This is a genomic window from Haloarcula rubra (assembly GCF_019599465.1).
Classification (GTDB): Archaea; Halobacteriota; Halobacteria; order Halobacteriales; family Haloarculaceae; genus Haloarcula; species Haloarcula rubra.
The window spans coordinates 92,533-116,765 of the sequence record NZ_RKLR01000008.1; the positions used below are offsets into that span (position 1 = coordinate 92,533).

Genomic DNA, 24,233 nt, shown 5'->3' on the forward strand with positions numbered 1-24,233 from the left:
GATAACGCTCTGGTATTGTCGTTCAAATCATCTGTCAGCCACACCCCCCGTCATCGATGTGTAACTTCCACATCTCCGGCAGTCCTCGACTGGAATCTCTCCCAGACATATTGCACCCCCCGTCATCGATGTGTAAATGTTGACTCCTGCGTTTAGCTGAACGTAGGCGCTAAGGCCCCTTCCTCAACGAGCGAGTAGGGTCGGGTAGTTCACCAGCTGTGCTTCTCTATTGGAGTATTTCCCCGGAAATCCGGTGTCCACCCTATCACGTTTCAACAATAGTCTCTCAGTCTCCTCGTAGTTGTTTCAGCGAGCTCCCGTCGAATATCTGTCCGATCCCACCCTTTTGGAGAGAGGATACTCTCGCCCGCTCGAACGAGCTGTGTCTCGTAGTACTCGGGATCGTATTCCTCAATCTCTTCATGCGCTAGGGCGACACGGTCCCGAGATGATTTCTGATCATCGACGACCACGTACTTGATGTCCTGTCCCGGATGGACGCCCAATTCTTGATCTCGTGCTCGTTTGAGCGCGGCCACATTCTGCGTGTTCTGGGTATACCCCTCCAGTGGTTTTGAGACTCGATTCCGTTCGACGAGTTGGTCGGCAGCAACCTCTCCGGAATGCAGGCTTGCAATCGCCGCTTTGAGCCGGCGGATGACTACGTCTGCTGACCGTGTCTCATCAAGCACCTCTATACACTCCCGTTGTACCGCTTCGATGAACGGTGGTGTCGACCGCTGACGAGCTTCGATGCCACGGAGCTTGAACTCCTCCTCGCCGCTGACTTTTCCAAAGTACTTCGTCAACGCGCCGGCGTTGCTCTCTCGCTGCGGGACGAACGCCACCCAATCGTAGTGAGCTTCGTACTCGAGGCGAATCTCGACTTCGTCGGTAATGTCCATCGCGAGCGTTTCGAGATCCTCACGAGCATCGTCGTCGACGTCGGGGTCTGGGGTCACCCAGATGGAGTCAACGATGCCATGGACGACGCGCCAGCCGCCCGCCTCCAAGCGCTGTTTCGCCACGAGCAATATCTCACGAGCGTAGGCGTTGATCGCTTCGTGGCACTCGATACGACCGAATTTCGCGCTACTGAACCCTTGGTAGCCGAAGCACGCGACGAGGATCCACTTCAGCGCTCCCGAGCGCCCCTCGAGTTCGTCGAGGCGCTTTTCGTTGGGCTCGTCACGTTCGTGTTCTCGACGGATGGCCGCCTTGATCTCGTCTCGGGCGTCGATGATCGGCTGGAGGACGCCGACGAGGTAGCCACGCTCGTCACAAATCGAGTACCCCAATCCGGGTACATCGCCACGGTCGCTATGGCAGTCACACCTGATGACGTCGGGTGAGACGTTTCGCGTACAGATGATGTTCGGATACAAACTCGAAAAGTCGAGTTCGTGAACGTTCTCGTGGAAACCGACCTCCGGTGCGAAGATGAACCCGCCACGGTCGGCGTCGTGCAGCGTGCCCATTGGCTTGAAGAATTCGTGACGCCAGGAGTTCCACGGGACGAGCACGCCGCGGCCGTGGGCTTCACAGATCTGAATCGCTGTGAGAACGTTCCCGATAGATGCCCAAGCGAGTTCTTGGACGGGCTTTTTCGAGCGCGATACAAGATCGAGGACGCCGTCTAGATTCGTCTCACCGTAGAAGAACGTGTTCGATTCGTCGACGATTGCCCGGCCCGGAACGTTATACCGTGCTGGTGAGTGGCCTACTTGGCCGTAGCTGGCGTAGGTCGATGCACCCGCGAGCTGCTGATAGTCGACGTCCGACCACCGACTCAGCGAGAAGTCGTCGACACCGGCGTCTGTCGCCATCTCGTACAGCGTCGGGACAATCTCGCTGGTTGAGCAGACCAGGATGTCCGGATCATGTGCTTCGAGCGCCCCCTGGACGGCGATCAGGATATCCGTCGGCGAGCCGGTGACGGTGTCGCCGGCAACGGACAGCTCTCCATAGATATCGTTGCTCGTTTCGGTCACCGGGACGCTGAGCCGGAGCGTCGACAGCTCGCTCGCCGGCGTTGGATCGACGCTGTTCTCCAAGCAGTACCGGAACTCTCGCGAGAAATCGACGTTGAAGCATGCGATACCACCGATCGGATAGTCGGACAACTGGCGTGCCTGCCGAGCGAGCGGAGTGACGCGGTCGATGTGGGCGGCGTCGACGGCGAGGACTGTCTCCTCACCTCGCCGAAAGCCCGGCCGTCGCGCAACCATCTCGGTCGCGACGACGTCCGGGTGCTGGTCGTACACCGACTGGGGTGTCGTGAGGTCGAGGTCAGTCTCTGGGTCGCGAGGGGCGACGTAGAAGCGCGGCGAGTAGTCTTCGTGCTCGGTCGCGACGGCGCCGTCAGCTGTCGTCTCCCATTCGAGGACCCGGCCGTCATCGAGGAAATCAAATGTGAACGGCATTTTCTATTTGTCTCCCTCCAGTATAGGCACGCCAACGTGCGCTCACCCGATAATTGACAGTGTGTCACTTCCGGAGTTCAAGGGATCTGTGCGACACGGCTGTGAAGGGCTTGGAATTCGAATTTGGCCCTGTCCAACCATCTTCCACAAACACTTCCGGGGAGCTGGTTCCTCTTCCCGCCACCTTAACCAACAAAATCAGCGCAGCCCACGATATGTTGGTTAAGACTACTGATTACGGAACTGAGGCGCTATATTCGATACGGATTCACTCGAGAACATCGAGATCCTCGAATCCCAAAGCAAGGAGTGTATAGTGACCAGGACTATCTTCGATCAGCTGTTTGAATGTCAGCTGAAGCGTGTTCTCCTGGTCCATCCGATGTGCAGTTTTGAACACGACGCGATCAGGCGGCACGATCTCGTCAGGTGGATTGAGACGCACTGTCCGGTGAAATTCGATATGTCGGACCTCATCTCCCTTCCGTGGATCCTTTCTCTCTTCGTGTACACTTCCGACGGAGGTCTCCCACGGATTCGGAAACGTAACATCGCCAGCCTCAACCGGACCGTCCCCGGTAAGGTGGATCCGAATTCGATCACCTGATTCCAAGCCGTTGATTCTCTGGAAGCGATCCGTTGCCATACGAAGGGGCTAGTACCCCGTCATAAAAATCATCAGTGCAACCCGTCCTCTGTGGTACCCGTCTTGGGGAGTTGCTGTCGTTTGTTCTCCTCATTGAGTTCGTTTTCGAGCTCCTCGAGGCGTTCCTCGTGGTCGTCGAGTCGGGCCTCCTGTTCCAGGTCAATGCTGAGCAGCGCCGGCAGCAGCGGGTTCTGGTGGTTCAACAGCCCGCTCGCGTCAGCATGCTCGCGGGCGTACTCGAACAGTCGGTCGAACCGGGGCTGGTCGCGACGCCGCAGTGCCCGGCGGAACTCCGCCCAACGTTCTTCGATGGCCCGGATAGCGTCTCGGTACGTCGGGTTTGTGCGCCCCATCGCTATCGGCCTCCTGTCCCGGTCGCGGTCCACGCATCGAGTAAGGGGTCCGCGGTGGCCGCAACCGTCTCACCGTCGGCTGTGACGCCTGTCCCGACGCCCTCCTGGGTCGGCGTTGACGGCGTCGCCGGTTCCACGCCGACCTGCGTGGCGCGTGCCGCGAGCAACTGTCGCCAGTAGGCAAACGTCGTCTGGTAGTAAGCGCCGCCGTCGACGGGGTAGAGGAGTGTCTCGAAGTCGTCGCCACTAATTTTCGGTCCCATCCGGGTCTGCTCGCACTCAAGCCGGTGGTCGGCGGCCGTCTCGACCGGTGCCGCGAACTCGTCACGCTTGCTTCGGGTGACAAGAACGGGGATGTCATACCCCTCAGCATAGGTCGCTAACTTTGCGAGCGCTCGGGCTTGGAGCGTCTCGGCCTGTGCCTCTCCAAGGGTATCGTCGGCACGGTACTGTGCATCGATGGCTGGGGCGACGATGAGCGACGGCGTATACGGGGATGTGTCCTCGTCATGACCCGTGGACTGTTGCCCTCGCAGGCTGTCCTCTGTCGTCGATTCCTGAATACAGTGGTTCACTGCCATCGGGAGATCACAGACAGCGCCGTAATGTTGGGAGGCGGTGAATCCGCGTGCAACGTGGATCCGGTCGAGCAACCGTTGGCTGGGAGCGATTCGTGAGAGCGTGGTGGTCGTGGCGTGCCCGTTGGCGTCAACCCAGAAAGCGGGCCCGTCGCGCATGAGGAGATGGTCAAGTACTATCGACTGCAGGATAGGCACGCCCCGACTGCCGTCGACGTCCAACACCGTGATGCCGTCCTCAAGTGAGGGAAGTAGGATGTCGTCGCTCGCTGTATCAGGTTGGCTGGAAATGGACCGATTCCGGTCAGCTCCTCGCGTTGGTTGCTCAATTTCCAATCGATTCGAGGGTGGGTGGTCTGACATACGTTAGTAGAGGTCCACGGATCCGATAACCTGCGGCGTGTAGCTTCCGTGTTTCAGGAAACCGACCGGAGCAATCTGGAATAGACCGTTGTACCCGGGATTTTGAGTGTCTCGACCGCTTCCGCGAAACTCTCCGGAATCGGCTGTGAGTGTATTAACCAACAAAACGGGTCAAACCAGTCCGACTGTTGGTTAACGAAGCAACTGTAGCGTCGAATCGCTGCGTGGGACTCAGTTCGCCGGCGAACTGACTGGTTCGGTGACGACGGAATACTGCCGGTCTCGGCTCGTCCCGTTGGCTTCTAGAAGGTTGTACTGGACCATCTTCGAGAGGTACGTCCGAATCGTCCGTTTCGTTCGCGGGTCTTCGACGGCGTCGCGATAGCGCTCGTGGATGGCTCCTGGTCCGAGGGGACCATCCTCATGAACGATTTCGTAGACGGTTTGTTGGTGTGGTGTGAGTGAATCGAGGCTCGTCTGCCTGATTTGTGCCCGGGCGTCATCCGCAGCGTCCAACAGCATTTCGTCTGTGATCGTCTCTTGTTCCTCTCTGTCAGCCTCGCTAGCGGCAGTACGGAGAATCCCTATCGCGAGACGGGCGTCGCCGGCGGCCGCGTCGGCGATGCGATAGAGTTGGTTGTCGGTGATAACATCCTCGTCGAGACCCCATTTCGCACGGGCACTCAGGATGTCGTAGAGTTGCTCGTCGTGGTACTTGTCCATCCGGACGTGTTCGCTGGAGCGGAGTCGGCTTACGAGCCGGTCGTCGACACGGCTGAACAGCTCCTCTTCTTTGTTAGCGATACAGACCAGCGCGAACTGCTCCAAGCTGTGCAGGTCGTAGAGGATACCCGGATCTTCCAGCTGGTCGACCTCGTCGAGGATGATCACCGTTCGCGGTCCATCGTACTGCTGAATCCGGTCGACAAGTTCGTCGTGCGGTGTCGACTGCCGGTGGATATCGATAGTCTGGCCGAGGTCGTCGAGAATCTGATACAGCGTGCGGAAGCGGGTGTAGTTGCGCCAGCAGTTGACGTAGGTTGTCTCGATGTCCAGTACCTCCTCTCGCAGGCGTTCGGTGACAAACTTTGAGATGCACGTCTTCCCGGCGCCGCTGGGGCCTGTGACGATAGCGGTGTCGGCGGGTTCCCCGTTCGTAATCGGCTCCAGAACGCTGGAGAGGTGGTTCAACTCGGCGTCGCGATGCTCAATTTCCTTCGGTATGAACCCCGCCCGAAGCACACGAGCATCGCGAATCATGGATTGATTAGTAGATTGGTTTTCTAGCGCGGTATATAATGGTGACTGGGTAGTTTCCGGAAATTGGGGTCTATAGTTTGTTCTTATCGCCAACTCCGCCGTTGTCATGCGGTTCTGTTTCCGGTAAACCGTCGCTTCCAGGATTTCCGGAAAGGATGCGAAACTCCCTGAGTGAAGTCCCGATTACGGCGATAATCACGACCAGAATTCTTCAGACAGTCCCTATAGCCACCACGGCTAATTAGCGAAGGCGCACGAGCGGAAATCGAATCAGCTCCTCGTTATGCATGCGTATTGACCATCGGAGCTTCTATCAATTCCGATAGATATTCTGATGGGCGTGCAAGATACAACGCACATATCTTGCACGTTCTGGCAGCCTCTACATCAATTCCTGCCTGTAAGGACGTAACTCAGTAGAGTAGATAGTACCTCTCCCAAGAGATTAGCCGCAGGTTCAAATCCCACCGTTCCCATTCTAGAAACAAGCTATGACAGATAGTCGAATCCATTTTGAGAAAATCAATTCCAGTGGAACCTTCAGGAGTGGAGATATCCGATTGGATGTCAAATTTCAAGACGAGCACGGAAACCAGTACATCTGGTTCCCGAAGTGGGAGGATCTACAGAAATTGTACGCAGAGGCAGAACGGGTTGAGGAGCTGAATCCAACAGGCGATAAGGATCTGAAGGAGCTGAAAAAACTGAAGCAGTTCGACTTGTCTGTATTGAATGTTATTGCTGAGGTGATAGCCGACACATGGCAAGGGGATGATTTGAATCGTTTCATCCGAGACCTGGGGTATGAAACCGAGTATGATCAACAGACAGAACATCAGGCTGAATTTAATGCCAGTCTCTTTTCACCGGTTGATGGAGCAGAAGGCGTCAGGAAGGATTACGTGATGGACGTATTAGAAAATCTAAACAATCAGGATTATCAACTGATTATTGAGGTCATCGAGCAAGCGGCGTCACCGAAACAGCACATTGGGAAAGAAGACCGCCAAGAAAAGGTTCGGTACAGGTTAAATGAGGTGATCAAGCACGAAGGACTCCATGTGACAACGTCTGGTGCTGTGGAACCGATTGAGTACAATGGTCACGACGAGCGGTAGCGACTCATTCTGTTTTTTAGTCAGTCTAACATGTATCCAACTCCCAAGAAAAAACTGGATCCGAACCTAGCGGCAGTGAGCAATGGTCACTTTCCATTGTTTTCAATAATCTCGATTATCTGCTGAGGGTAGAAGGCGAAGTTCACGTTCAATGGGCCTTCCTCAATCGGATGCTTATTCGAATGGAGAGTAGATGAATGTATACCGAGGAAATACCGCTGCGGTTGTTGGTATACAACCGGCCCACCGTCTATCTGGTCTATAATTGACGGTGTTGTGAAAACAGGGCTGCCGCTCATCCCAGAGTGCGTATTCGCGTCTGTAGCGAATGCAAGATTCCCCATGAAACCGCTACCGTAATGGCTTGAGATGAGCGCACTCCTAATTACTGGCATGTAATCGTTCGGTTCAATCACTGGATAACCGACAATCATCGCTTCCTCGCCTGCCGTTATCTGGCGTCCATCCGGGAGGAAGTTCGGAGGGCCTATCGGTTGATTAATATAATCATCTAGGTCGTCATACAGCTCAACCACTGCTAGGTCGGGTTGTGGTTCTGCGGAGTGTTCCATCCATTTTCGCTCCCCGTTCTCGACTAGTTCGAGCGGCCTGGCAATCCGGAGCATCGGCGCATCAGCGCTGTCTCGCAAATAAATCCGGGCTTCCTCCGCTACTAACTCTTCCTCGCTGTCTTCATTCTCCTCAACGAATACGTGCCTGTTCGTGACCAGGAAGTCTTTCTCCTCGCCTTCCTGTTCGTACCTGAACAGTGTGCCTGTAGCGTGACCCCCGTCCGGAAATTTGATCGGTGTGACGGACAGAAATAATGGATCTAGAGGATTATTCGGCGTGCTCATGTAGTATGCTGGTTGGGTAGACTAACTTATTGCTGTTCGTGATGAGCAGATGCTCTAAGTTTTGCACGGCATTTGTAATAAAATTCTGATAAGTAGTCGCTGGTCACGGTAAGTGTGTTACCTGCACTGACCGATTCAACGACCGTAGGTATGTTGTTAACCAACAGGGCGGTACTTAGTCTCACCTATGTTGGTTAATAGTCAGGCTCGATTCCGCAGTCCTCTACGAGGAAAGAGACTTTCTGTGCCATGAATCAGCGAGGCGCTTCGAATAGATCCACGCAATACACCAGGGTACCGACTGCATCGCGCCCTCACCGATCTCAAATTTCGATCTATCTGGCCGCGATAATCAACTCCTTTCGTCAATTAAGTATCGGGGATGGCTGTAGGGCCTATTGACGTGCCCCGGCCAACCATACAAGAGATGTTAGAAGCCCAGCCAGTCGTCCGCCGCGTCTGGTTCTGGGAAGAGGCATTCCGATTCGAGGAACAAGGGGTTTGATCCGTTTTCGACGTCGGAGCCGGGCAGACCGACCGCGCCTTCTGATGACTCCGCAAACTCGTCCAAGCCCAACATCTCCGCACCGACTTCTGGATCCACCATGGGTTCGTCGATCAGCATTCCGGGCTCCCAGTCGGACATTCCAAACCCGAGTGCTGGTTGTTCAATCGGGTCCATCACTGACTCTGCTGGCTCGGAGAATCCCGGGGCGACGTCGTTCAGTCCAAAAGTATCGGCATCCGACTGCGGCGGCTCCCTTCGCGGTAGTGAATGATTCATATCCATATCGACCGCCGGATTACCGGCTACACCCACCTCTTGCGGTCCGATCGGTTCCTCGCGTATGACCGGCTCGAAGCCAAGTGAACGGCGGTCACTAGAGCGTCTGCTGTCAAATGTGCCCAGCTCTTCGTGGCTACCGTAACCGGTTGTGTCAGCAGTTGTTGGGCGTTGATAACCCGGTTCCGGACTAGACCTGGGCCATGTCTCCGCCGGATGCTGCCGTCTATCAGCCGCTGTCATTGGTTCACGGCGGCTGTCCAGACGCCTGTCTTGGTCACTATACCGAGTCTCATAGGTATCGCGGGGTACCGATTTCTGGCTGGTGGCAGTGTCGTCTGTCCGCCGACGAACGTGGTTGTACGCTGCTACCGACGGCTGCGTACCAACGTCCGGGGTCGCGGTACCGGAGCTTCGTGGAGTGAGTGCGAGGAGGGTCTTGAGGAATGAGGAGATCTTGATCTCGACCGGGCTGCGCACCAACTCGTGGCTCACAACACTTGGCCCGACATCCACCTCAACGAGGTCAGGGATCGGGTCGAAACCGATGAATTCCGGCCCCCAGTCGATATCGAGGTAGCTGAATCTAGTGTCGATCTGGGCGAACTTGATTTCGTGGCTCGAGTCGACCGGCTTGAAATACTGGTTGTCGGTCTCGGTGGATGGGCTCCGCCTCGGTGAAACTGAGGAGGTGACGTGTCTATTCTGGCGAAACGACGTTCCCGCCGTTTTCTTCGTCCGGGAGGAATTGGTGTACGAGGCTGTTCGCTCCGTCGTCTGGGTCTTTTTCAGGAGGCGCTGTGGATCTTTCACCGTGGTCAACGACGGCTCCGGTTTCTCCTCCGATGTTGGCGACTCCGGAGGATCCGTGTTGTCGTTGCTCTCTAACACCCGCTCCTGATCGGTTGATTTGGGGGACTCGGCTGTTTGCGGTGGTTCAACTGCCTGTGAGTCGGTCTGCTGCGTCGTTGAAGCTGTCGTTGACTTGTTGGATGTGCTCGAATACGTTGGTTCGGGAGCAGGCTGCGGACGTCGGCGAAAGGTCGAAGATATCACCGTATACGCCATCATCGTTGTCCCAGCGACGATACCGATAGCCGCGTACCAGAGGCCTGGGGGAGAACGTAGAGCATCCACGAGCAGGAGGGCTGCCCCGTTGAGGACCACGAACAGGGCACCAAGACGGCCGAATACCGTCATTTCCATACAGTACGTCAAGTTTGCTTAAATATCTGCTCCCAATACTGACCGTCTACACAAGGCTCGTGACCAGATTACGTACCGGAATAAAGCTTATATGTTTCAACGGTTTGTTAACACGTCAGAATGGCGTCCGGACTACTCAAAGCCCTCTTGCAGTCAGCGAACTACTTTCGGAACTGGCGGAAGGGCGACCCCGAGAGCGCCACGCAGCGAGGACGAAAGTATCTGTTCTGGGTACTGATCGGCGGTGTTGCCACCCTTTGGTTCCTCTACTAACATGGAATCGCCGTCCCAGTCGACTTCGCCATGTTCACCGGCGGCCTGCTACTCGTCGAACTGTTTGAGTTTGGGACGTTGCTCCGGATTGGAATGGCGGTGGACCCGCTATTTGGCGGCATCCTCGGGACGATCGGACTTGGCACCCTGGCGAAGTTCTTCCGTGTTATCGGCGGTATCTCCGCGGCGATCAACTACTTCCTATCCATCCGATAACATCTTTCTTTACTGCGGTTATGTAGTATGGGGCTGAGGCTGAATAGATCAATAATCACGACCAGTCAAGCGGATACGGTTATTGTGCCGGACTACCATGGGGTGCGTCTATTCTTACAATACTCTTGGGAGGCACATTATTCAGGCAGAGACCTGTTGCGATTCTATGCTGAACCAATTGAGTAGAGAATTGGGCATGGAGGCGTTAGATCGGTAGTTTCTGTTCCGACACACTGTGGCGAACTTTATCCACAATCTCTAACAGAAGAGCGTACCAGAACAATGACACCTATTAGGACAATTCAAAGTAGTCCTCGTTTGTATATAATGCGCCTTTTTTGGAAAGATATGCTACAAGTGATAGTTGTTGTTTTACAGATATGACAATATTACATATTATCAGAAGCCAACGAGTGGGTAAAGGTTATGTAAATGAAGTCTCTGGATATATACTGTGACGGTTGAAATTAATGCTCTTACTTTCTCACCGGTCAATAGTGATGTAGAGAGAGGTTCTGATGAGTTCTGGCAATCAAGTACCCGGGATGTTGATGTCGATGATGACACTATAGATATATTTCGTAAATACATAGCAAAAATCATCAGCAAACCCGATACTAACCAAGTGAGTGTCGGCCAGTTCAGAGATGACGACCGCAGTCAGGAATATCTGGATGAGATGCTTGGACTTGAGTTAGATATGGAAGAAGCGTCGGCTGAGTATGATGATTTCGAAAATGTTGCAGAGAGCTTTTCTTTCCGTTTGATAGAGGAGATGAGCGGGAACACCAATGAGGGGATATTTTTCGTTATTCAAGCGACTTGGAATGGCGAGCCATTAATTAGTATGCTCAAACTGGAACCCCAGGATGAGGAACGCTCCGTAATTGATGAAGATACCCGGGAACTTCGGTATGAGGAGCTTGATAGCGCGTTACCAGATCCTGATGATTTTCAGAAAGGGTGTGTGTATCCGCTATTTGAGTCCGATAATTTCAGCAAATCGGGAGATATCAAATTCCTTGAAGATGACGGTACTACAAAGTATTTCCCTCGGTTTTTGGGCTGTGACGTTGGTCAAGGAAGTCGGAAGCAGTTTCAACACACCCTCGCGGCCGTTGAGGAGACCAAAGAAACCCTAGCTAATGAGTCACTGACATCAGAGGATGTTCAGGATTTTTACGACGCCGTAGAAGAACATGGGGAACTTACAGACGATGTTGCGAAAGAAACGGCGAGGGACATTGTTGGCCCACAGTTTGATGATGATGACTTTGAGCGACGATTGTATGAAAAAGGCGAGGAACATATCAGTTCAGATCCAGACTTTGCTCCCTCTAAGGTAGAATGGACGATTGATGGTGAAATCGTAATCCAGGTTCCAGTGGAACTGCTTGAGAGCGACCAGATCCAGATTTCGGAGCAGGAACATATGCAGGATGAATGGGAAGCAGTTATCAGAGGGTATGACGTCTCCAAAGATTACAAGCAGTAGCTAGTAGATGTTTCAGGAACTGAAGGGGTCCCTATCTTCGTTTGTCGAATCTTGGGACGATTCCTTAACGGAACGGTACGCGGCTCTGACACTCAATGCAGACGATGTCTCGCCTGAGGCATCCCAAGACTTGATCGCTGATACAGAAGAGCTGTCTGAGTTCGCCAGGCTCCGTCCGCTGAAATTTGAGATAATTGGTGCTGATGAACAATACAGCATCAATTACAATCCATCGACTGGTTCAATTACGGGTTCACGGGATCGGAATGGACCCTCGGCGATTGATGACCTCTATCGGGGTCAAGACGCTCTCATAGATGTCTTGGCTGGGTTACGGGATAATACGATTAGTACTACGGATGATATTATAGAAGCTCTAGAGCTTTTCCACACTGTCGATCAATTCCAGGTCGATATTCAATATACACTTCCCCTCGACGAGATAGAGAGAGCCCTCGCCAACGAACTGACTGTAGACAGTATTTCGGTCCATTTCTATATCGAATTGGATACATTCAAACGCGAAATTTCCGACACCAGTATCGCCGAAATACGAGGTAAGCTGCTTGATGATAGACACACTCATTCCCTGGTGGTTATTCTGTCACTTGACAATTTCGTCACAGGCGATGGACTCTCCATCTACGCCTTGTCACGTCTTCACGAATACGACGTAAACGAGGGTCAGTCAAGTAAGTGGCATGACCAGATGGAGAAAATTCGGCGCCAAACACTAATCCAAGAGCCAGAGGTTCGTTTCCTACCACCCTCCTTTTTTCAGTTCAATATTTCTAGCGACCAAGAGTTAGAGACTGAGGCAAAAAAATTGTTTAACCCGTATGTTGTAATCTTCTCGATTTTAGCTATTGCTAACACAGCCGAATTCGTCGATGACTCAACCTGGCGAGTGCGAATTCAGGGCCGCCAGTACATCGAGGGGGAGGTAGTGCAGTCGGCGAGTGAGCAGATCACAGTGTCTTCCAATGGGAATTCAGCGACGATTGAAATCACTGCTGAACTGGTCAAGGATATCTACGCGCTGTATTCGTGGATCTATGATGCACGAGCGGATGACAGAATAACAGTGGTACGCAATGTCGCGACATTATACGCCAACACCCTTGCTGAGTTAATCACTGATGCCGAGCCGATATTGAGTTCAGCCCAATCAAATAGGCAATTCTATGTAAAAGAGAGCGTGGATGAGTTCTTTGAATTCCGGCAAGATCTGACCGAGAGCGCCTTCAACATCCAGAGCGAATATGTTAGACTTAGATCCGAGCTAATGAACGATCTGTCTCGCGACCTATTCAGGACATTTGCGTTCATTGTGATTATTGGAGCCACAGTCGTATTCCGTTTGGATGATCTTCTTCCACCCACACCCACATATATTGGCGTCGCTACGCTGTTGGGTGTCTATTGTTTGATTACTCTCCGACGGATTTTTGGCATCAGAAATCAGTTTATAGATCTTGTTGGTTCTCAGACAGAACAGGTTGATTTTTACAAGAACTTTTTCAGTGATAAGGAGCTCACCCAGCGTGGTATCGGTCTTGAAACCACTTCTCCTTGGTGGGGACGGCCGTTCCGGTGGTGGTGGAATATTAGGAATAAAGATCCCAATCAGGCTAAGGTGAAATACGGGTTCGCCCTTGACCTGCTGATATACTACATATTGATACTTGTAGTGTTATGCATAGCGGCCCTGCTTACGCTTGAGGCGTTAAGCATCACAGATTTCATCACTCAAATTCCGTCTGCGTAGTAACCTAACACAATTATTTATATTTTCAACCAGCACTAACGTTCCGGGATTGCGAGATCAATTTGAGACTCATATCCATTTTTCCAACCTAATCAAACGCTGTACAACAATCGGTCGCCCAGCCATCAATGATACAGATCGACCTACTCCAAATCAGATTATCTGAAATGCCTCTTGACGTACTCTTCCGAATCGCTTGAACTGAGTTGTTTCGTGTCGCTATCCTTTCTGACGAATAACTCATCTCCGCTGAATTCGATGGGCTCGTCACTGGGTTCTACCTTCACTACACATACCGACTTCTCGCTCAAAGTCTCGAATTGAACGCCGGTCTTCTGTGTAGCAAACGTTTCACCCAAGTGCTCCGCCAGAGCGTTCTCAAGCTGCTTTTTGAACCCTTCTTGTCCTTTCGTGATTGATTTGAAATCCTTTTCGAGACCCTGAACGTTCCCGTCTTTGTCGACGCCAATGATCAGGTGGCCCCCTGCAGCATTAGCAAATGCAGCAACATGTTGAGCGACTCTTTCTTTTGCGAGGGCGTCAGACTCCGTATCAGGCAGGAGATGCTCTTCGAATTCGACTGTCTTGCTTCGCCCCTTCTCAATCAGCCCCCGAGTATCTTGCTTGGAAGAGCTGACGAACTGATTGAATAGCCAGCTCTGGAATACCTCTGCAAACTCGTCATCATTTGTGGCCTTGTTGAAGAACTTCGTATTCTGGTCAATCATATCCAGCATCTCCTGTCGAGTGACGTTCTCGAACTTCATTTGGGCCTTCTCAGTGCTATTCTTCTTCACAGTCTCTTTCAACGCGTCATTCTCTTCCAGGCGTTTCTTCAGATGCTTGATGAAGGCCTTATCCTGCTCATCAACTTCGTACCCAAACTGCTGGTTCAGCATCTCAACGATGTTCTCCAACGGAGACTTCTTCTCCTCAGTCCTGGCCGTCCCGTCTTTCGACTTGTGAGTCGGTCCCAGATCACCGTTTGACTTCTCAAGCGACCGATTCTCCTCAGAAGCAACTTCTTTGATGCGGTACTGCTCCAGGTCAACGAATTGCTTGACCTCGTTCGGCATCTCCCCCCGCTCCACATCCAGTTTCCGGAACAGAACCCTCGAAAACTGATAGAGCTTGTGCAGTTCTTCGTCCCGGAAGTTCACGACTTTGATGAGGAACGAGTAGAGCTGTATGAAGTCCCGCAGCTTCTTGCGGAACTCTTCTTGAGTCTCCTCTTCCTTACTCCTGTACCGTTCTTTGACGGGGTCGAGTACAGCACTCAACTGATCTTGGGTAGTGTCGTCACCGTACCAGAGTTCGGTGAACTCCTCAACCTCGCTGTCTTCGAACAGTCTGAATTCGCGTATGTCATCCTCAAGATCGTACACAAGCTGGGGGTTAGTCCCCTGCTTGACCCTCGTTTTGGTATAAAAGTCCTCGAAGGCGGCTTGGATGTCTTCCGGGTCGTTCTTGAAGTCAACGACCATCGTATCTTCCTTATCCGGATGGGTTCTGTTAAGCCGAGAGAGGGTCTGGACAGCCCTCACCCCTCCGAGCTTCTTATCGACGTACATCGTGTGCAGAAGAGGCTGATCGAACCCAGTCTGGAACTTGTTGGCGACAATAATAATCCGAGCGTCATCGTCCTCGAATCGGTCCTCAATCTTGGTATCGAGGTCCTTGTTTACCTTCTTCTCCGTGAGTTTCTCGCCCTCGTATTTGAAATCAGAGAAGGCAGCCAAGGCCTCGAAGTCGTAGCCGTTCTCGGAAAGGTACTCGTCGAATGCCCTCTTGTACTTGACAACCTGTTCTCTCGACCCCGTGACGACCATCGCTTTCGCTTTCCCGTCGATCCGATGCATCACCTCTTCCACGAAGTGCTCGACGATGATCTCGGTCTTCTTGGATATAACGAGGTCGTGACTGTCGACAAATGACTTAAGTAGTCTCTTCGCTTTGGATTCCTCAAACTCCGGGTTATCCTCGATTGTTTTTAGCAGGTTGAAGTAGTCTTGATACGTCGTGTAGTTCTGCAAAACGTCGAGAATGAATCCTTCCTCGATAGCCTGCCGCATACTGTACAGGCTGAACGGCTCGTACCCGCCGTCTTCGGTCTCTTCACCGAACATCTCAAGAGTCTTCTCTTTGGGCGTGGCGGTGAAGGCGAACGAGCTGACGTTCGAGAGGACCCCCCTCCCCTCCATGTCCTGAGTTAACCGATCCTGAACGGAGACCTCATCTTCATCTTCTTCGCTTTCAATAGAGGATTCCTCGGAGAGGGCTCTCGTTTGACTGTCTTTGAGTTCGCCCGTTTGGGAGGAGTGAGCCTCGTCTATCAGGACAGCGAAGTTTCTTTTGGAGAGATCCTGCATCTCCTCAACGATGTAGTCGAACTTGTGGATCGTGGTAACGATGATTTTCTCCCCGCTTTCGAGCGCCTGCTTCAACTGCTGGGAGTTGTCCTCGACGTTGGCTACGACCCCTTCGACCTGAGAGAACTGCTTCAGATGGTGCTGTAGCTGGTCATCGAGTACTCTCCGGTCGGAGATGACGATTACTGAGTCGAATATTGGCTCATTCTGATCGTTGTGGAGTTCGGCAAGCTGGTGTCCGAGCCAGGAGATGGTGAAGGTCTTCCCGCTGCCTGCGCTGTGCTGGATGAGGTATCGCTGCCCCGCACCGTTCTGCTTCGCATCGACGACGCTCCGCCGTACAGCCTGAAGTTGGTGGTACCGTGGGAAAACAAGGAACTCGGAGTCTTTCAGATTCCCTTGATCATCTCGCTCACGAAATTCGGTTATGAAATTCTGGACGACGTCGAGAACGCTGTCCGGACTCAGCAGGTACTTCCAGAAGTAGCTCGTCCGGTAGCCAGAGGGATTCGGCGGGTTGCCGGCACCATCCTCGTATCCCTTGTTGAACGGGAGGAAGTAGGTATCCTGGCCATCCAGCTCGGTAGCCATGTACACTTCCTCGGGATCAACGGCGAAGTGAGCGAGACAACGACCAGGGCTCAAGAGCTTGTCTCTCGGATCTCTGTCCGTACGGTACTGATCCTTAGCATCGATAACATCCTGACCAGTGTACTCCCCTTTCAACTCAGCCGTGAAAATCGGAATCCCGTTCAGGAAGATCACGAGATCGACTTCTAGATTTGATCCCGATTTGTAGGTGAGTCTTGGTATGACCGAGAAAATGTTCTTCTCGTAGTTTTCGACTGCTCTCTTGTTGCGGTCCGTGGCTGGTTCGAAGTAAGCGAGTTGCTGGAATCTCGCTCCGCTAAGCCTCAAACCGTTTCGGAGTACGTGGATTGCACCTTTCCGTTTGATCTGTCTATCGAGCGTATTCAGGAACTTATTCTCGGCACCCTCACCGTGGAAATCCGCCAGCTTTTCCCACTCGTCGGGCTGGGTCGCCTTGACGAACTCCAAGACATCCTCCGGGATCAGGGCGAGTTCTTTGTCGTAATGGCGGTTTTCGCGTTCACGGTAACCACCAGGATCAAATCGCTCATACAGTGGTTCTAACTCGCCTTCCTCCCAAGTCGTATCCTCCGAAGTCAAATCCTCGACAATAACGTCCTCAAACTCCCGCTCACCCAGCTTTTTAGACATCAAACCTCACCCCGGACATCAATTTGCCCAGTAACAGTATTCGTAATAAGAGCAGTTCTATACTCCTTTAGCCGGTCTATGCCCTCTCGGACCTTATTAACCAAGTCATCTGTCTCTTTACTTTGTTTGTCTAAGAGGTTAACAATATCATGCTGCTCCTCTAGACTTCCGAACGCAACTGGAAAGCTCTTGAACATAGGCATTCGAAGCGAGTCTACAGTAGATTTTGCATTGTTTTTGAATATCTCCATTTTGAGATTTGCCCTAAGATAGTAATAGAGATACTTCCCATCAATCTCATCTGGAAAATCGCTTATTTTGTAAACCCTTTGATGATAGTCAAACTTCCCGTTGACATAATGGAATACCTCTCCAACACCTACACCATCCCCTGCGGTGAGAACTGCCTCTCCATCGTAAGTGTATGAATTAATTCGCTCTTCTGTCTGTGAGCGTACAAAGAATGGATAGTCGCCATCATCAATGGCGTCTTTAGTGTCCTTGTCGCCAGTGTCAATATCAGCGATGTAACGGAGATCTCGCACTTCCCAATCTTCTGGAATATCCCCTAGCCATTCAACCCCACTTTGTTTAACGTTTCTGTTAGATTTAATCCCATTACTGACTAGGTTTTTGATTAGAGAGACTTCCTTCTCTCTCAGTAAATCAATCAGCCTCTTTTTCTCCCTAATCAATTTATTTATTCTATTTTCTTCTTTGTTTAAGAAATTCACAATGGCTAATTGTTCTTCTTTGGGAGGAAGGGGTTGAGGAAAGTTCTGAAAGAATTCATCTGGGACGCGTTTCTGGCCTGCTGCACCCTTCATTTGACCTTCTCCGACCTTTCTGAAGAGATTTGAGGCTGTTACGTAGTAGAGAAACTCGTTATTCAACTCATCGTCCGGCCGTAAGACAACAAACTCCGTCGTTCCAAAACCTATGTTATTTTTTATATTTTTGGCTAATGCACCCTTCCCGTTCTCGAAGCAGGGTGTTATTTTTGCAACTAAGACATCCCCCTCCCTGAAATATGTATACCCGTCAATAACATCTTCTAACAGTTCGGTCTCCCCGTGATTGATTTCGCCTTGTTCAGATACATCCTCCATAGGCAGAAAAGTAACCTCTGTTTCCGGATCTAAATCCTCTACTTCGTTCTTTGAAGGGTTGATCTTAGCACAGAACTTCAGTCGCCTCACTTCCCAGTGGTCAGGGACAGATAGCAAAGAACCATCTATTTCTTTATAATTAGGGTATTTGCCATAGCGACCGTTGCCCTCTGATTCAAACTCCTGGATAGTCGTCTTTTGAGTTTCCTGCATCACTCGGTCACCTCCTGGATCATGTCGACGACCTGCTGTTCTACTTCCTCAATGTCTTCCTCAATTTCTTCGAGTGGCCGGGGTGGTTCGTATTCGTAGAAGTAGCGGTTGAAGTTGATCTCGTAACCGATCTTGCCTAGTCCACCCTCCTGTGGATCTGTCATGTCTTCGTTGATCCAGGCGTGTGGCTGGTAGGGCTTTACTTCTTCCTCGAAGTAGTCTCGAACGTCTTTGTCCAGGGGGACGTATTCGTATTCGGTTAGGTCTGTGTCGCGTTCTGGTCGGCCTTTGCTGTCGCGGACGATCTCTGCGTCAGGGTCTTTCTCCCCAAGCGCGTTGAAGATATTTCCGCGGACGGATTTTTTGAGGTCGAGACCTGCTTCTTCGATTGCTTCGTCGAGTTTCTCCTCGAACTCTCCCCTGTCCTTGTATAGCTCATCATCAATCCCTTGCAGCATTTCAATGATGGCTTCCTGCTTTTGTTCGCCTTCTTCGCTGCCGGAGAGGTTGCTGAATGCTCTTTCGTCTTTGATCTGCTCGATCCGGTCTTCGGAGGCCTTGAAGTTCTTGCGTAGCGGACGTTCGATACGGACTTTCCTGTAGCCGAACTCGCTTACAGGATGGATCTGGGAGTTCTCCGAGTCCTCGTTTTCTCTGTAGAGTTCGAGTACCTCCTGAATCTGATTTTCAGTGAGTTCTTTCCGCTTGTCTCCCTTGTTGTCATCCATCAAAGTCCAGAACTCTTCACCGGACGCGTCTATTAGCTGGATCTCCCCATCTCGCTCTTCGGGCTTGTCGTTAGAGAGCACCCAGACATAGGTAGTAATCTTGGTGTTGTAGAAGAGCTCGTCCGGCATCCGGATCAGTGCTTCGAGCCAGTCGTTTTCGAGTATCCATCTTCGGATACTGCACTCGTTCTTACTGTCCGAGACGTTGGGGTCTGCCGTAAAGAGCGGTGACGCGTTAGAGATGAAGGCGATTCTGCTGCTCCCGTCGTCAGGATCCTGCATCTTGGACAACATTGTTTGCAGGAAAAGGAACTGACCATCGGTCTTGGAGGGTAACCCCGCTCCGAATCTGCCTCCGTATCCCTGCTCGTATTCCTTTTCTACGGCTTCTTTGTCGCTTTTCCAGTCTTTCCCGTATGGGGGATTGGCGAGCATGTAGTCGAACTGCTTGTCCGGGAACGCATCTTCAGCGAGGGTAGAGCCGTCTGAGATATTGTTTGCTGCTGTGGCGTCCTCCCCTTTGATGAACATGTCTGACTTGGCGATGGCGTGTGTCTGGGGATTGACCTCTTGACCGAACGACCAGACCTCAACCTCGTCGTTGATCTGTTTTATTCGGTCTTCGGTCTCGGTCAGCATCCCACCGGTACCACAGCAGGGGTCATACACGTGGAGGATCTGGTTTTCCTCGTACTCGTCTCTGTCTGGCTCGATTGCCAGCTCTGCCATCAGATGGACGACTTCTCTCGGAGTGAAGTGCTCGCCTGGATTCTCGTCGAGAGATTCGTTGAATCTGCGAATGAGTTCCTCGAAGATGTCTCCCATGGTGGAGTTCCCGACTCGGTCGGGATGCAGATCAACTTCTGGCTGCGTGAACCGCTTCACGACCTTGTAGAGGAGATCGTGCTTAGCGAGCTCCTCAATCGTCGATTCGAATCCGAAGTTGTCGAGAATCTCCTGCATCTCCGGAGAGAAGGAGTGGACGTACTCCTTGAGATTCCGCTCGATGTCGCTCGGCTCGTCGAGCAGGGTTTCGAGGGTGTACTCAGAGTAGTTGTAGAAGGGTGCGTCCGCAGCATCTTTCAAAACTTCCTGGAGGGCCTGTTCGTTCAGCTGGTCACCATATTGTTCGTAGGCTTCCCGCACGTCATCGTTATTTGGTTCAAGAACGCAGTCAAGCCGCCTCAGTACAACAAACGGAAGAATGACTTCTTCGTAATCGCCTCGCTTGAATTTGTCACGAATTAGATCAGCAGTGCCCCAAACGAAGTTCGAGATCTCATTGAAGTCAGACATAGTAGTTGCATTACCACTCCACAATATAAATCCCCCCACTGCTGTACGATTGAATTCCGCCTTCGAAAACGGAACGCGGCCCTCGAAAAGAGGTCCAGAATAGATACCCCCCAATTGTTATCTGATAGCATACCACTGGTACTGGCAATGTACGATCAGCGAGTGACGATTCGGGACGCAGTGCGGCGAATCGAGAACGGTAATTACCTGCTCCCCGCGATTCAGAGAGAGATTGTCTGGGAACGTGAGCAGATAACCGACCTCTTTGACTCCGTTCTGCAGGGCTATCCGATTGGGACATTCCTCTACTGGGATCTGCAGGAAGAGAACTGGGACGAGTATACGATGTATGGCTTCATCAAGGACTATATTACCTCGACGAAGTGGATTGAGACCAATGCCCAGTCCCGTAATTCCAAAGCGAAACCGGACGGGGCTGGTGATCTGAAGCTCATTCTCGACGGACAGCAACGACTCTCTTCATTTTATATCGGTCTCAAGGGAACATACACGTACAAGCAGCCGTACAAATGGTACCGGAACCCGAGTTCTTGGACGAAGTCACGCCTCTATCTTAATCTCAGCTCTAATCCACGGACAGAAGCCGAGGAAGGCGGCGATCGTAACACCAGATACCAGTTCAAGTTCCTCTCGGTGGATAATTACGACGAAACCCTCGTTCAGCGCAGTGAAGACTGGTGGTTCCGGGCGGGTGCAATTCTCAATTATCCAGACTCCATCGACATCCAGGATTATATCACGGAGCAGATATCCGAACGGGAAATAGCAGATGAGCAAGCGTTCAGACAGAACCTCCAAGATCTCAGACGGGCGATTCACGATCAGAAGTACATCACCTACTTCGAAGAGCAACGCCAAGATATCGACCGTGTCCTTGAGATATTCATTCGCACGAATGATGGAGGCACACAGCTCAGTAAATCCGACCTGTTGCTCTCGATTGCGCAGGCCAACTGGCAAGAGTACGATGCCCGGGAGGAACTCACGTCTTTCGTCGACCACCTCAACACCCAGCTTCCGATGCCGAACAGTTACGGGAAGGACTTCCTCCTGAAATCCTCGCTCGTCTTAGCTGACCTTCCCGTCCGGTACAGGGTTAGCCAGTTCAAGCGTGAGAACGTCGCGAAAATGGAAGCAGAATGGACGGAGATTCGGCGAGCCATCGAGGAGGCAGCAACCCTCGTCAACTATTTTGGAATCGGTGGCAAGACACTGCTGAGCCGAAACGCGGTCATTCCGCTCGCGTATTATTTCAAGCAGACAGGGCTGACGGCCGAAAAACTACGCCGGGATGAGAGCAAGCGGGCAGAAACAAAACGCGAAATCAAACGATGGTTCGTCTCGTCACTCCTCCATGGGACCTTCTCGGGCAGTGCTGACTCCGTCCTGACCCGACTTCGAGATGTACTCAGGAATCAGGCTGGAGATGGGTTCCCGGTTGAGGCAATTGAAGCGGAGCTCGCTGACCTCGGAAAGATGACGGGGTTCAACGAGGAGATGATCGAGAATGTCCTCGAGTACACGAAAGGTGGAAGTCGGACGTTCCTAGCGTTGACACTCCTCTATGATCAGATAGACTTCGGGAGTATCCAGTATCACCAGGACCATATCTTCCCGAGTAATCTCCTTAGCGAAGATCACTTGGTCGAACAGGGAATTGACCGTGACCGCGCTCGGACTTTCGAGGAAAAAAGCGACCGTCTAGCGAACCTCCAGCTGCTGACCGGCCGCGAAAACGAGGCAAAACAGGACGAACCTTTCGAGAAGTGGATCAAAAGCAGGGATGAGTCATTCTACGACACCCATCTGATCCCGACCGACCCTCAGACCCACCAGCTAGAGAACTTCGATATGTTCATAGAACAGCGTGCGGAGCTCATCAGAGACGAACTGCAGTCCGTGTTGGGACCTATGTAATAGCTTAAACCTAGTGCTTCCTACGGACCCCTCAAAAGGTGGATAACTTATACACTCGGTCGAGGCCGCAGAAAGTATGCCCGAAATCGGCATCTACGCCCGTGTCTCGACGACAGACCAAGACCCACAACGACAACTCGACGAACTTCGGGAGTTTGCCAGAGACACGTACGATGAGCCAGAGATTAACGCCTATGCAGACATCATCGGTGGTACTGAAACTGCCCGTGGTGAAGAGTACCAGCGGCTCCGTTCAGATATCGAAGACGGTTCTTTGGATGTAGTCGTCGTTCACGAGCTGTCCCGACTCTCCCGACTCGGTGCTGGCGAAATCCACGGGTTCCTCGAGTTCTGTCTGAGTCACGAAACTGGCGTTCAAGATCTGGAAGTCGGACTGGAAATTAGCCTTGAGGATGGCCTCGTTGACAGAGCGGTGAGTCAGCTTATCGCCGGTGTGATGGGTGACCTCGCCCGGGTTGAGCACAAACAGAAGCTCCGTCGGATTCAATCCGGTATCGACGCTGCAAAAGAGGCTGGCCGATGGACTGGACGGCCCCCAGCTGGGTTCGATGTCAAAGACGGCTATCTCCAGGTCAACGCCGATGAGTTCCTGACTATTCGACGCGCGCTCGAACGCATTGAGCAAGGCTATACCTATGCTGACGCAGCTGATGGAACACGTGTCGCGGAATCAACGTTGCGGGTCCTCTATGACGACCGCCGTGACCTCTACTTCTACGCTGAAGCTGAAGACGAGCGCCTCCAAGCCGCCGCAGAAGAACTCGAGGCACTAGAGAAGCCGGATATTCCCGATGATACGAGTCTCCCCAGGCAAGAAATTCGAACTATCGTTCGCGATGAAATCTACCGCTATCAGCAGTAGTTAGGCAAACCTGCAAACTGTGCGATAACCCTCCGCATCGCATATTCATAGGAATAATGTTATTAACTAAATCAAAATATATTATTAGAATTGATGCTGCTTTGGGCATATATTAACAGCCAGTTTAATAATTCTGGGCTGTCCAGGATGAGAGACGAGACGATTGCAATGGAACATGATCATGCTACTGAGAATGGTCACGAGCACAGTGTTAGCGGCGGCGATAGCATCAGTAAACTCGGTGCCGTAGCAGGTATCAATCTGGTCGGATTCGTCGCTGAATTAGCTGGTGGGCTCTTGTTTGGTTCCGTCGCATTACTGAGTGACGCGCTGCATATGCTGTTTGACGCGCTGGCGTACGTGATGGCCTTTGCAGCTGCGGCCGTCGCTGACCGGTACGATAGGTCGCCGGAGTGGTCCTATGGGCTGCACCGACTCGAACCGCTCGCCGCGTTTCTGAACGGTGCGCTGTTGATTCCAATGGTAATCTACATCGTCTACGAGTCGTATCAGCGGTTTCTGAACCCGATTGATATTGGAACAGGCCCAACACTCGCAATCGCAGTGGCTGGCCTCGTAATCAATCTCGTGTCGGTCTATGTCGTCCAGGGTGGTGAGATGAATCTCAACGAACGCGGCGCGTTTTATCATCTGCTCGGTGATGCCGGCGGATCGGTCGCTGTTATTGTTTCAGTGGTGGCGATTGACCTCACCGGCCTTCGAGTCATCGACCCCGTTGTCGCTATTCTCATCGCCGGTATCGTTCTCTGGTCGGCTGGGAAACTCTTGCGAGGCAGCGGTATCATCTTCCTTCATAAAGGCCCCATCTCCGGTGAGGAAGTGGAGACAGCTGTCCTCCGTATCGACGGCGTCGAAGCTATCGAAGACCTCCACACGTGGCAGATCTGTAGCGAACTGACAATCGCGACGTTACACCTACGGACGGCAGTCGAGACGCTCGCCGCAGCGGACCGAATTCGCCGAGAGGTCCACGAGGCATTAGCCGATATTGGCGTGAATCACGCCACAATCGAATTCCTGCACAGTGAGCACGACGACCGCCTCGACGCCCACACTCACTGACGATGACTCCAACTACGACTCACGACGACACG

19 protein-coding genes are annotated in these 24,233 nt (G+C 52.3%); 9 read left to right on the top strand and 10 right to left on the bottom strand.

The window, feature by feature from the left end; genetic code table 11:
- Positions 1 to 272 precede the first annotated feature (272 nt).
- From EGH21_RS17270 to EGH21_RS17290, 5 genes are all read right to left on the bottom strand, one after another.
- Positions 273 to 2,423, bottom strand: a complete 2,151-nt coding sequence (locus EGH21_RS17270; RefSeq protein ID WP_220619717.1) for a type B DNA-directed DNA polymerase — start codon at positions 2,421 to 2,423, stop codon at positions 273 to 275.
- A 268-nt stretch (positions 2,424 to 2,691) separates the two neighbouring features.
- Positions 2,692 to 3,069: a hypothetical protein gene (locus EGH21_RS17275; RefSeq protein ID WP_220619718.1), complete on the bottom strand. Its 378-nt coding sequence runs from the start codon at positions 3,067 to 3,069 to the stop codon at positions 2,692 to 2,694.
- Between the two features lie 32 nt (positions 3,070 to 3,101).
- Positions 3,102 to 3,422: a DUF8156 family protein gene (locus EGH21_RS17280; protein WP_220619719.1), complete on the bottom strand. Its 321-nt coding sequence runs from the start codon at positions 3,420 to 3,422 to the stop codon at positions 3,102 to 3,104.
- Positions 3,423 to 3,424: 2 nt separating this feature from the next.
- Positions 3,425 to 4,363 carry a hypothetical protein gene (locus EGH21_RS17285; protein ID WP_236035630.1) on the bottom strand — a complete coding sequence of 313 codons (939 nt, stop codon included), beginning with the start codon at positions 4,361 to 4,363 and terminating at the stop codon, positions 3,425 to 3,427.
- A gap of 231 nt (positions 4,364 to 4,594) precedes the next feature.
- Positions 4,595 to 5,623: a Cdc6/Cdc18 family protein gene (locus EGH21_RS17290; RefSeq protein ID WP_220619720.1), complete on the bottom strand. Its 1,029-nt coding sequence runs from the start codon at positions 5,621 to 5,623 to the stop codon at positions 4,595 to 4,597.
- Between the two features lie 491 nt (positions 5,624 to 6,114).
- Between EGH21_RS17290 and EGH21_RS17295 the strand changes: the two genes are divergently transcribed.
- Positions 6,115 to 6,741, top strand: a complete 627-nt coding sequence (locus EGH21_RS17295) for a hypothetical protein (RefSeq protein ID WP_220619721.1) — start codon at positions 6,115 to 6,117, stop codon at positions 6,739 to 6,741.
- An 86-nt stretch (positions 6,742 to 6,827) separates the two neighbouring features.
- Here the strand turns inward: EGH21_RS17295 and EGH21_RS17300 are convergent, their stop codons facing one another.
- Positions 6,828 to 7,598, bottom strand: coding sequence for a S1 family peptidase (locus EGH21_RS17300; protein ID WP_220619722.1), 771 nt, complete (start codon positions 7,596 to 7,598; stop codon positions 6,828 to 6,830).
- Positions 7,599 to 7,869: 271 nt separating this feature from the next.
- Here EGH21_RS17300 and EGH21_RS24865 point away from each other — a divergent pair, with 271 nt between their 5' ends.
- Positions 7,870 to 7,950: a DUF8012 family protein gene (locus EGH21_RS24865; RefSeq protein WP_483867061.1), complete on the top strand. Its 81-nt coding sequence runs from the start codon at positions 7,870 to 7,872 to the stop codon at positions 7,948 to 7,950.
- A 78-nt stretch (positions 7,951 to 8,028) separates the two neighbouring features.
- On the opposite strand, the gene EGH21_RS17305 is transcribed toward EGH21_RS24865, so the two are convergent.
- A complete protein-coding gene (locus tag EGH21_RS17305) occupies positions 8,029 to 9,582 on the bottom strand; it encodes a hypothetical protein (protein WP_220619723.1) in 1,554 nt (517 codons plus the stop codon).
- Between the two features lie 126 nt (positions 9,583 to 9,708).
- On the opposite strand from EGH21_RS17305, the gene EGH21_RS17310 reads away from it, so the two are divergent.
- The 4 genes from EGH21_RS17310 to EGH21_RS17325 all read left to right on the top strand — a co-directional run bounded on the left by EGH21_RS17310 (position 9,709) and on the right by EGH21_RS17325 (position 13,340).
- The gene (locus EGH21_RS17310) at positions 9,709 to 9,861 is read left to right on the top strand and encodes a hypothetical protein (protein WP_220619724.1); all 153 of its coding nucleotides are present in this window, start codon (positions 9,709 to 9,711) and stop codon (positions 9,859 to 9,861) included.
- Between the two features lie 30 nt (positions 9,862 to 9,891).
- Positions 9,892 to 10,077, top strand: a complete 186-nt coding sequence (locus tag EGH21_RS17315; RefSeq protein WP_220619725.1) for a hypothetical protein — start codon at positions 9,892 to 9,894, stop codon at positions 10,075 to 10,077.
- 454 nt (positions 10,078 to 10,531) lie between these two features.
- Positions 10,532 to 11,572 (top strand): nucleoid-associated protein, encoded by a 1,041-nt coding sequence (locus EGH21_RS17320; protein WP_220619726.1) that lies wholly within the window; start codon positions 10,532 to 10,534, stop codon positions 11,570 to 11,572.
- Between the two features lie 7 nt (positions 11,573 to 11,579).
- A complete protein-coding gene (locus EGH21_RS17325; RefSeq protein WP_220619727.1) occupies positions 11,580 to 13,340 on the top strand; it encodes a hypothetical protein in 1,761 nt (586 codons plus the stop codon).
- 158 nt (positions 13,341 to 13,498) lie between these two features.
- Here the strand turns inward: EGH21_RS17325 and EGH21_RS17330 are convergent, their stop codons facing one another.
- Genes EGH21_RS17330 through EGH21_RS17340 form a run of 3 tightly spaced genes read right to left on the bottom strand, consistent with a single transcriptional unit; the run spans position 13,499 to position 20,297 of the window.
- On the bottom strand, positions 13,499 to 16,951 hold the full coding sequence (locus tag EGH21_RS17330; protein WP_220619728.1) for a DEAD/DEAH box helicase family protein: 3,453 nt from the start codon (positions 16,949 to 16,951) through the stop codon (positions 13,499 to 13,501).
- Positions 16,951 to 18,273, bottom strand: a complete 1,323-nt coding sequence (locus tag EGH21_RS17335) for a restriction endonuclease subunit S (RefSeq protein WP_220619729.1) — start codon at positions 18,271 to 18,273, stop codon at positions 16,951 to 16,953. Before EGH21_RS17335 ends, EGH21_RS17330 begins: the two co-directional genes overlap by 1 nt.
- The gene (locus EGH21_RS17340; protein ID WP_220619730.1) at positions 18,273 to 20,297 is read right to left on the bottom strand and encodes a type I restriction-modification system subunit M; all 2,025 of its coding nucleotides are present in this window, start codon (positions 20,295 to 20,297) and stop codon (positions 18,273 to 18,275) included. The genes EGH21_RS17335 and EGH21_RS17340 overlap by 1 nt, the downstream gene beginning before the upstream one ends.
- Before the next feature lie 147 nt (positions 20,298 to 20,444).
- Between EGH21_RS17340 and EGH21_RS17345 the strand changes: the two genes are divergently transcribed.
- The 3 genes from EGH21_RS17345 to EGH21_RS17355 all read left to right on the top strand — a co-directional run bounded on the left by EGH21_RS17345 (position 20,445) and on the right by EGH21_RS17355 (position 24,201).
- On the top strand, positions 20,445 to 22,235 hold the full coding sequence (locus EGH21_RS17345) for a GmrSD restriction endonuclease domain-containing protein (RefSeq protein WP_220619731.1): 1,791 nt from the start codon (positions 20,445 to 20,447) through the stop codon (positions 22,233 to 22,235).
- Between the two features lie 76 nt (positions 22,236 to 22,311).
- Positions 22,312 to 23,118 carry a recombinase family protein gene (locus EGH21_RS17350; RefSeq protein WP_220619732.1) on the top strand — a complete coding sequence of 269 codons (807 nt, stop codon included), beginning with the start codon at positions 22,312 to 22,314 and terminating at the stop codon, positions 23,116 to 23,118.
- Positions 23,119 to 23,265: 147 nt separating this feature from the next.
- Positions 23,266 to 24,201 (top strand): cation diffusion facilitator family transporter, encoded by a 936-nt coding sequence (locus EGH21_RS17355; protein WP_220619733.1) that lies wholly within the window; start codon positions 23,266 to 23,268, stop codon positions 24,199 to 24,201.
- The last annotated feature ends 32 nt before the right edge of the window (positions 24,202 to 24,233 follow it).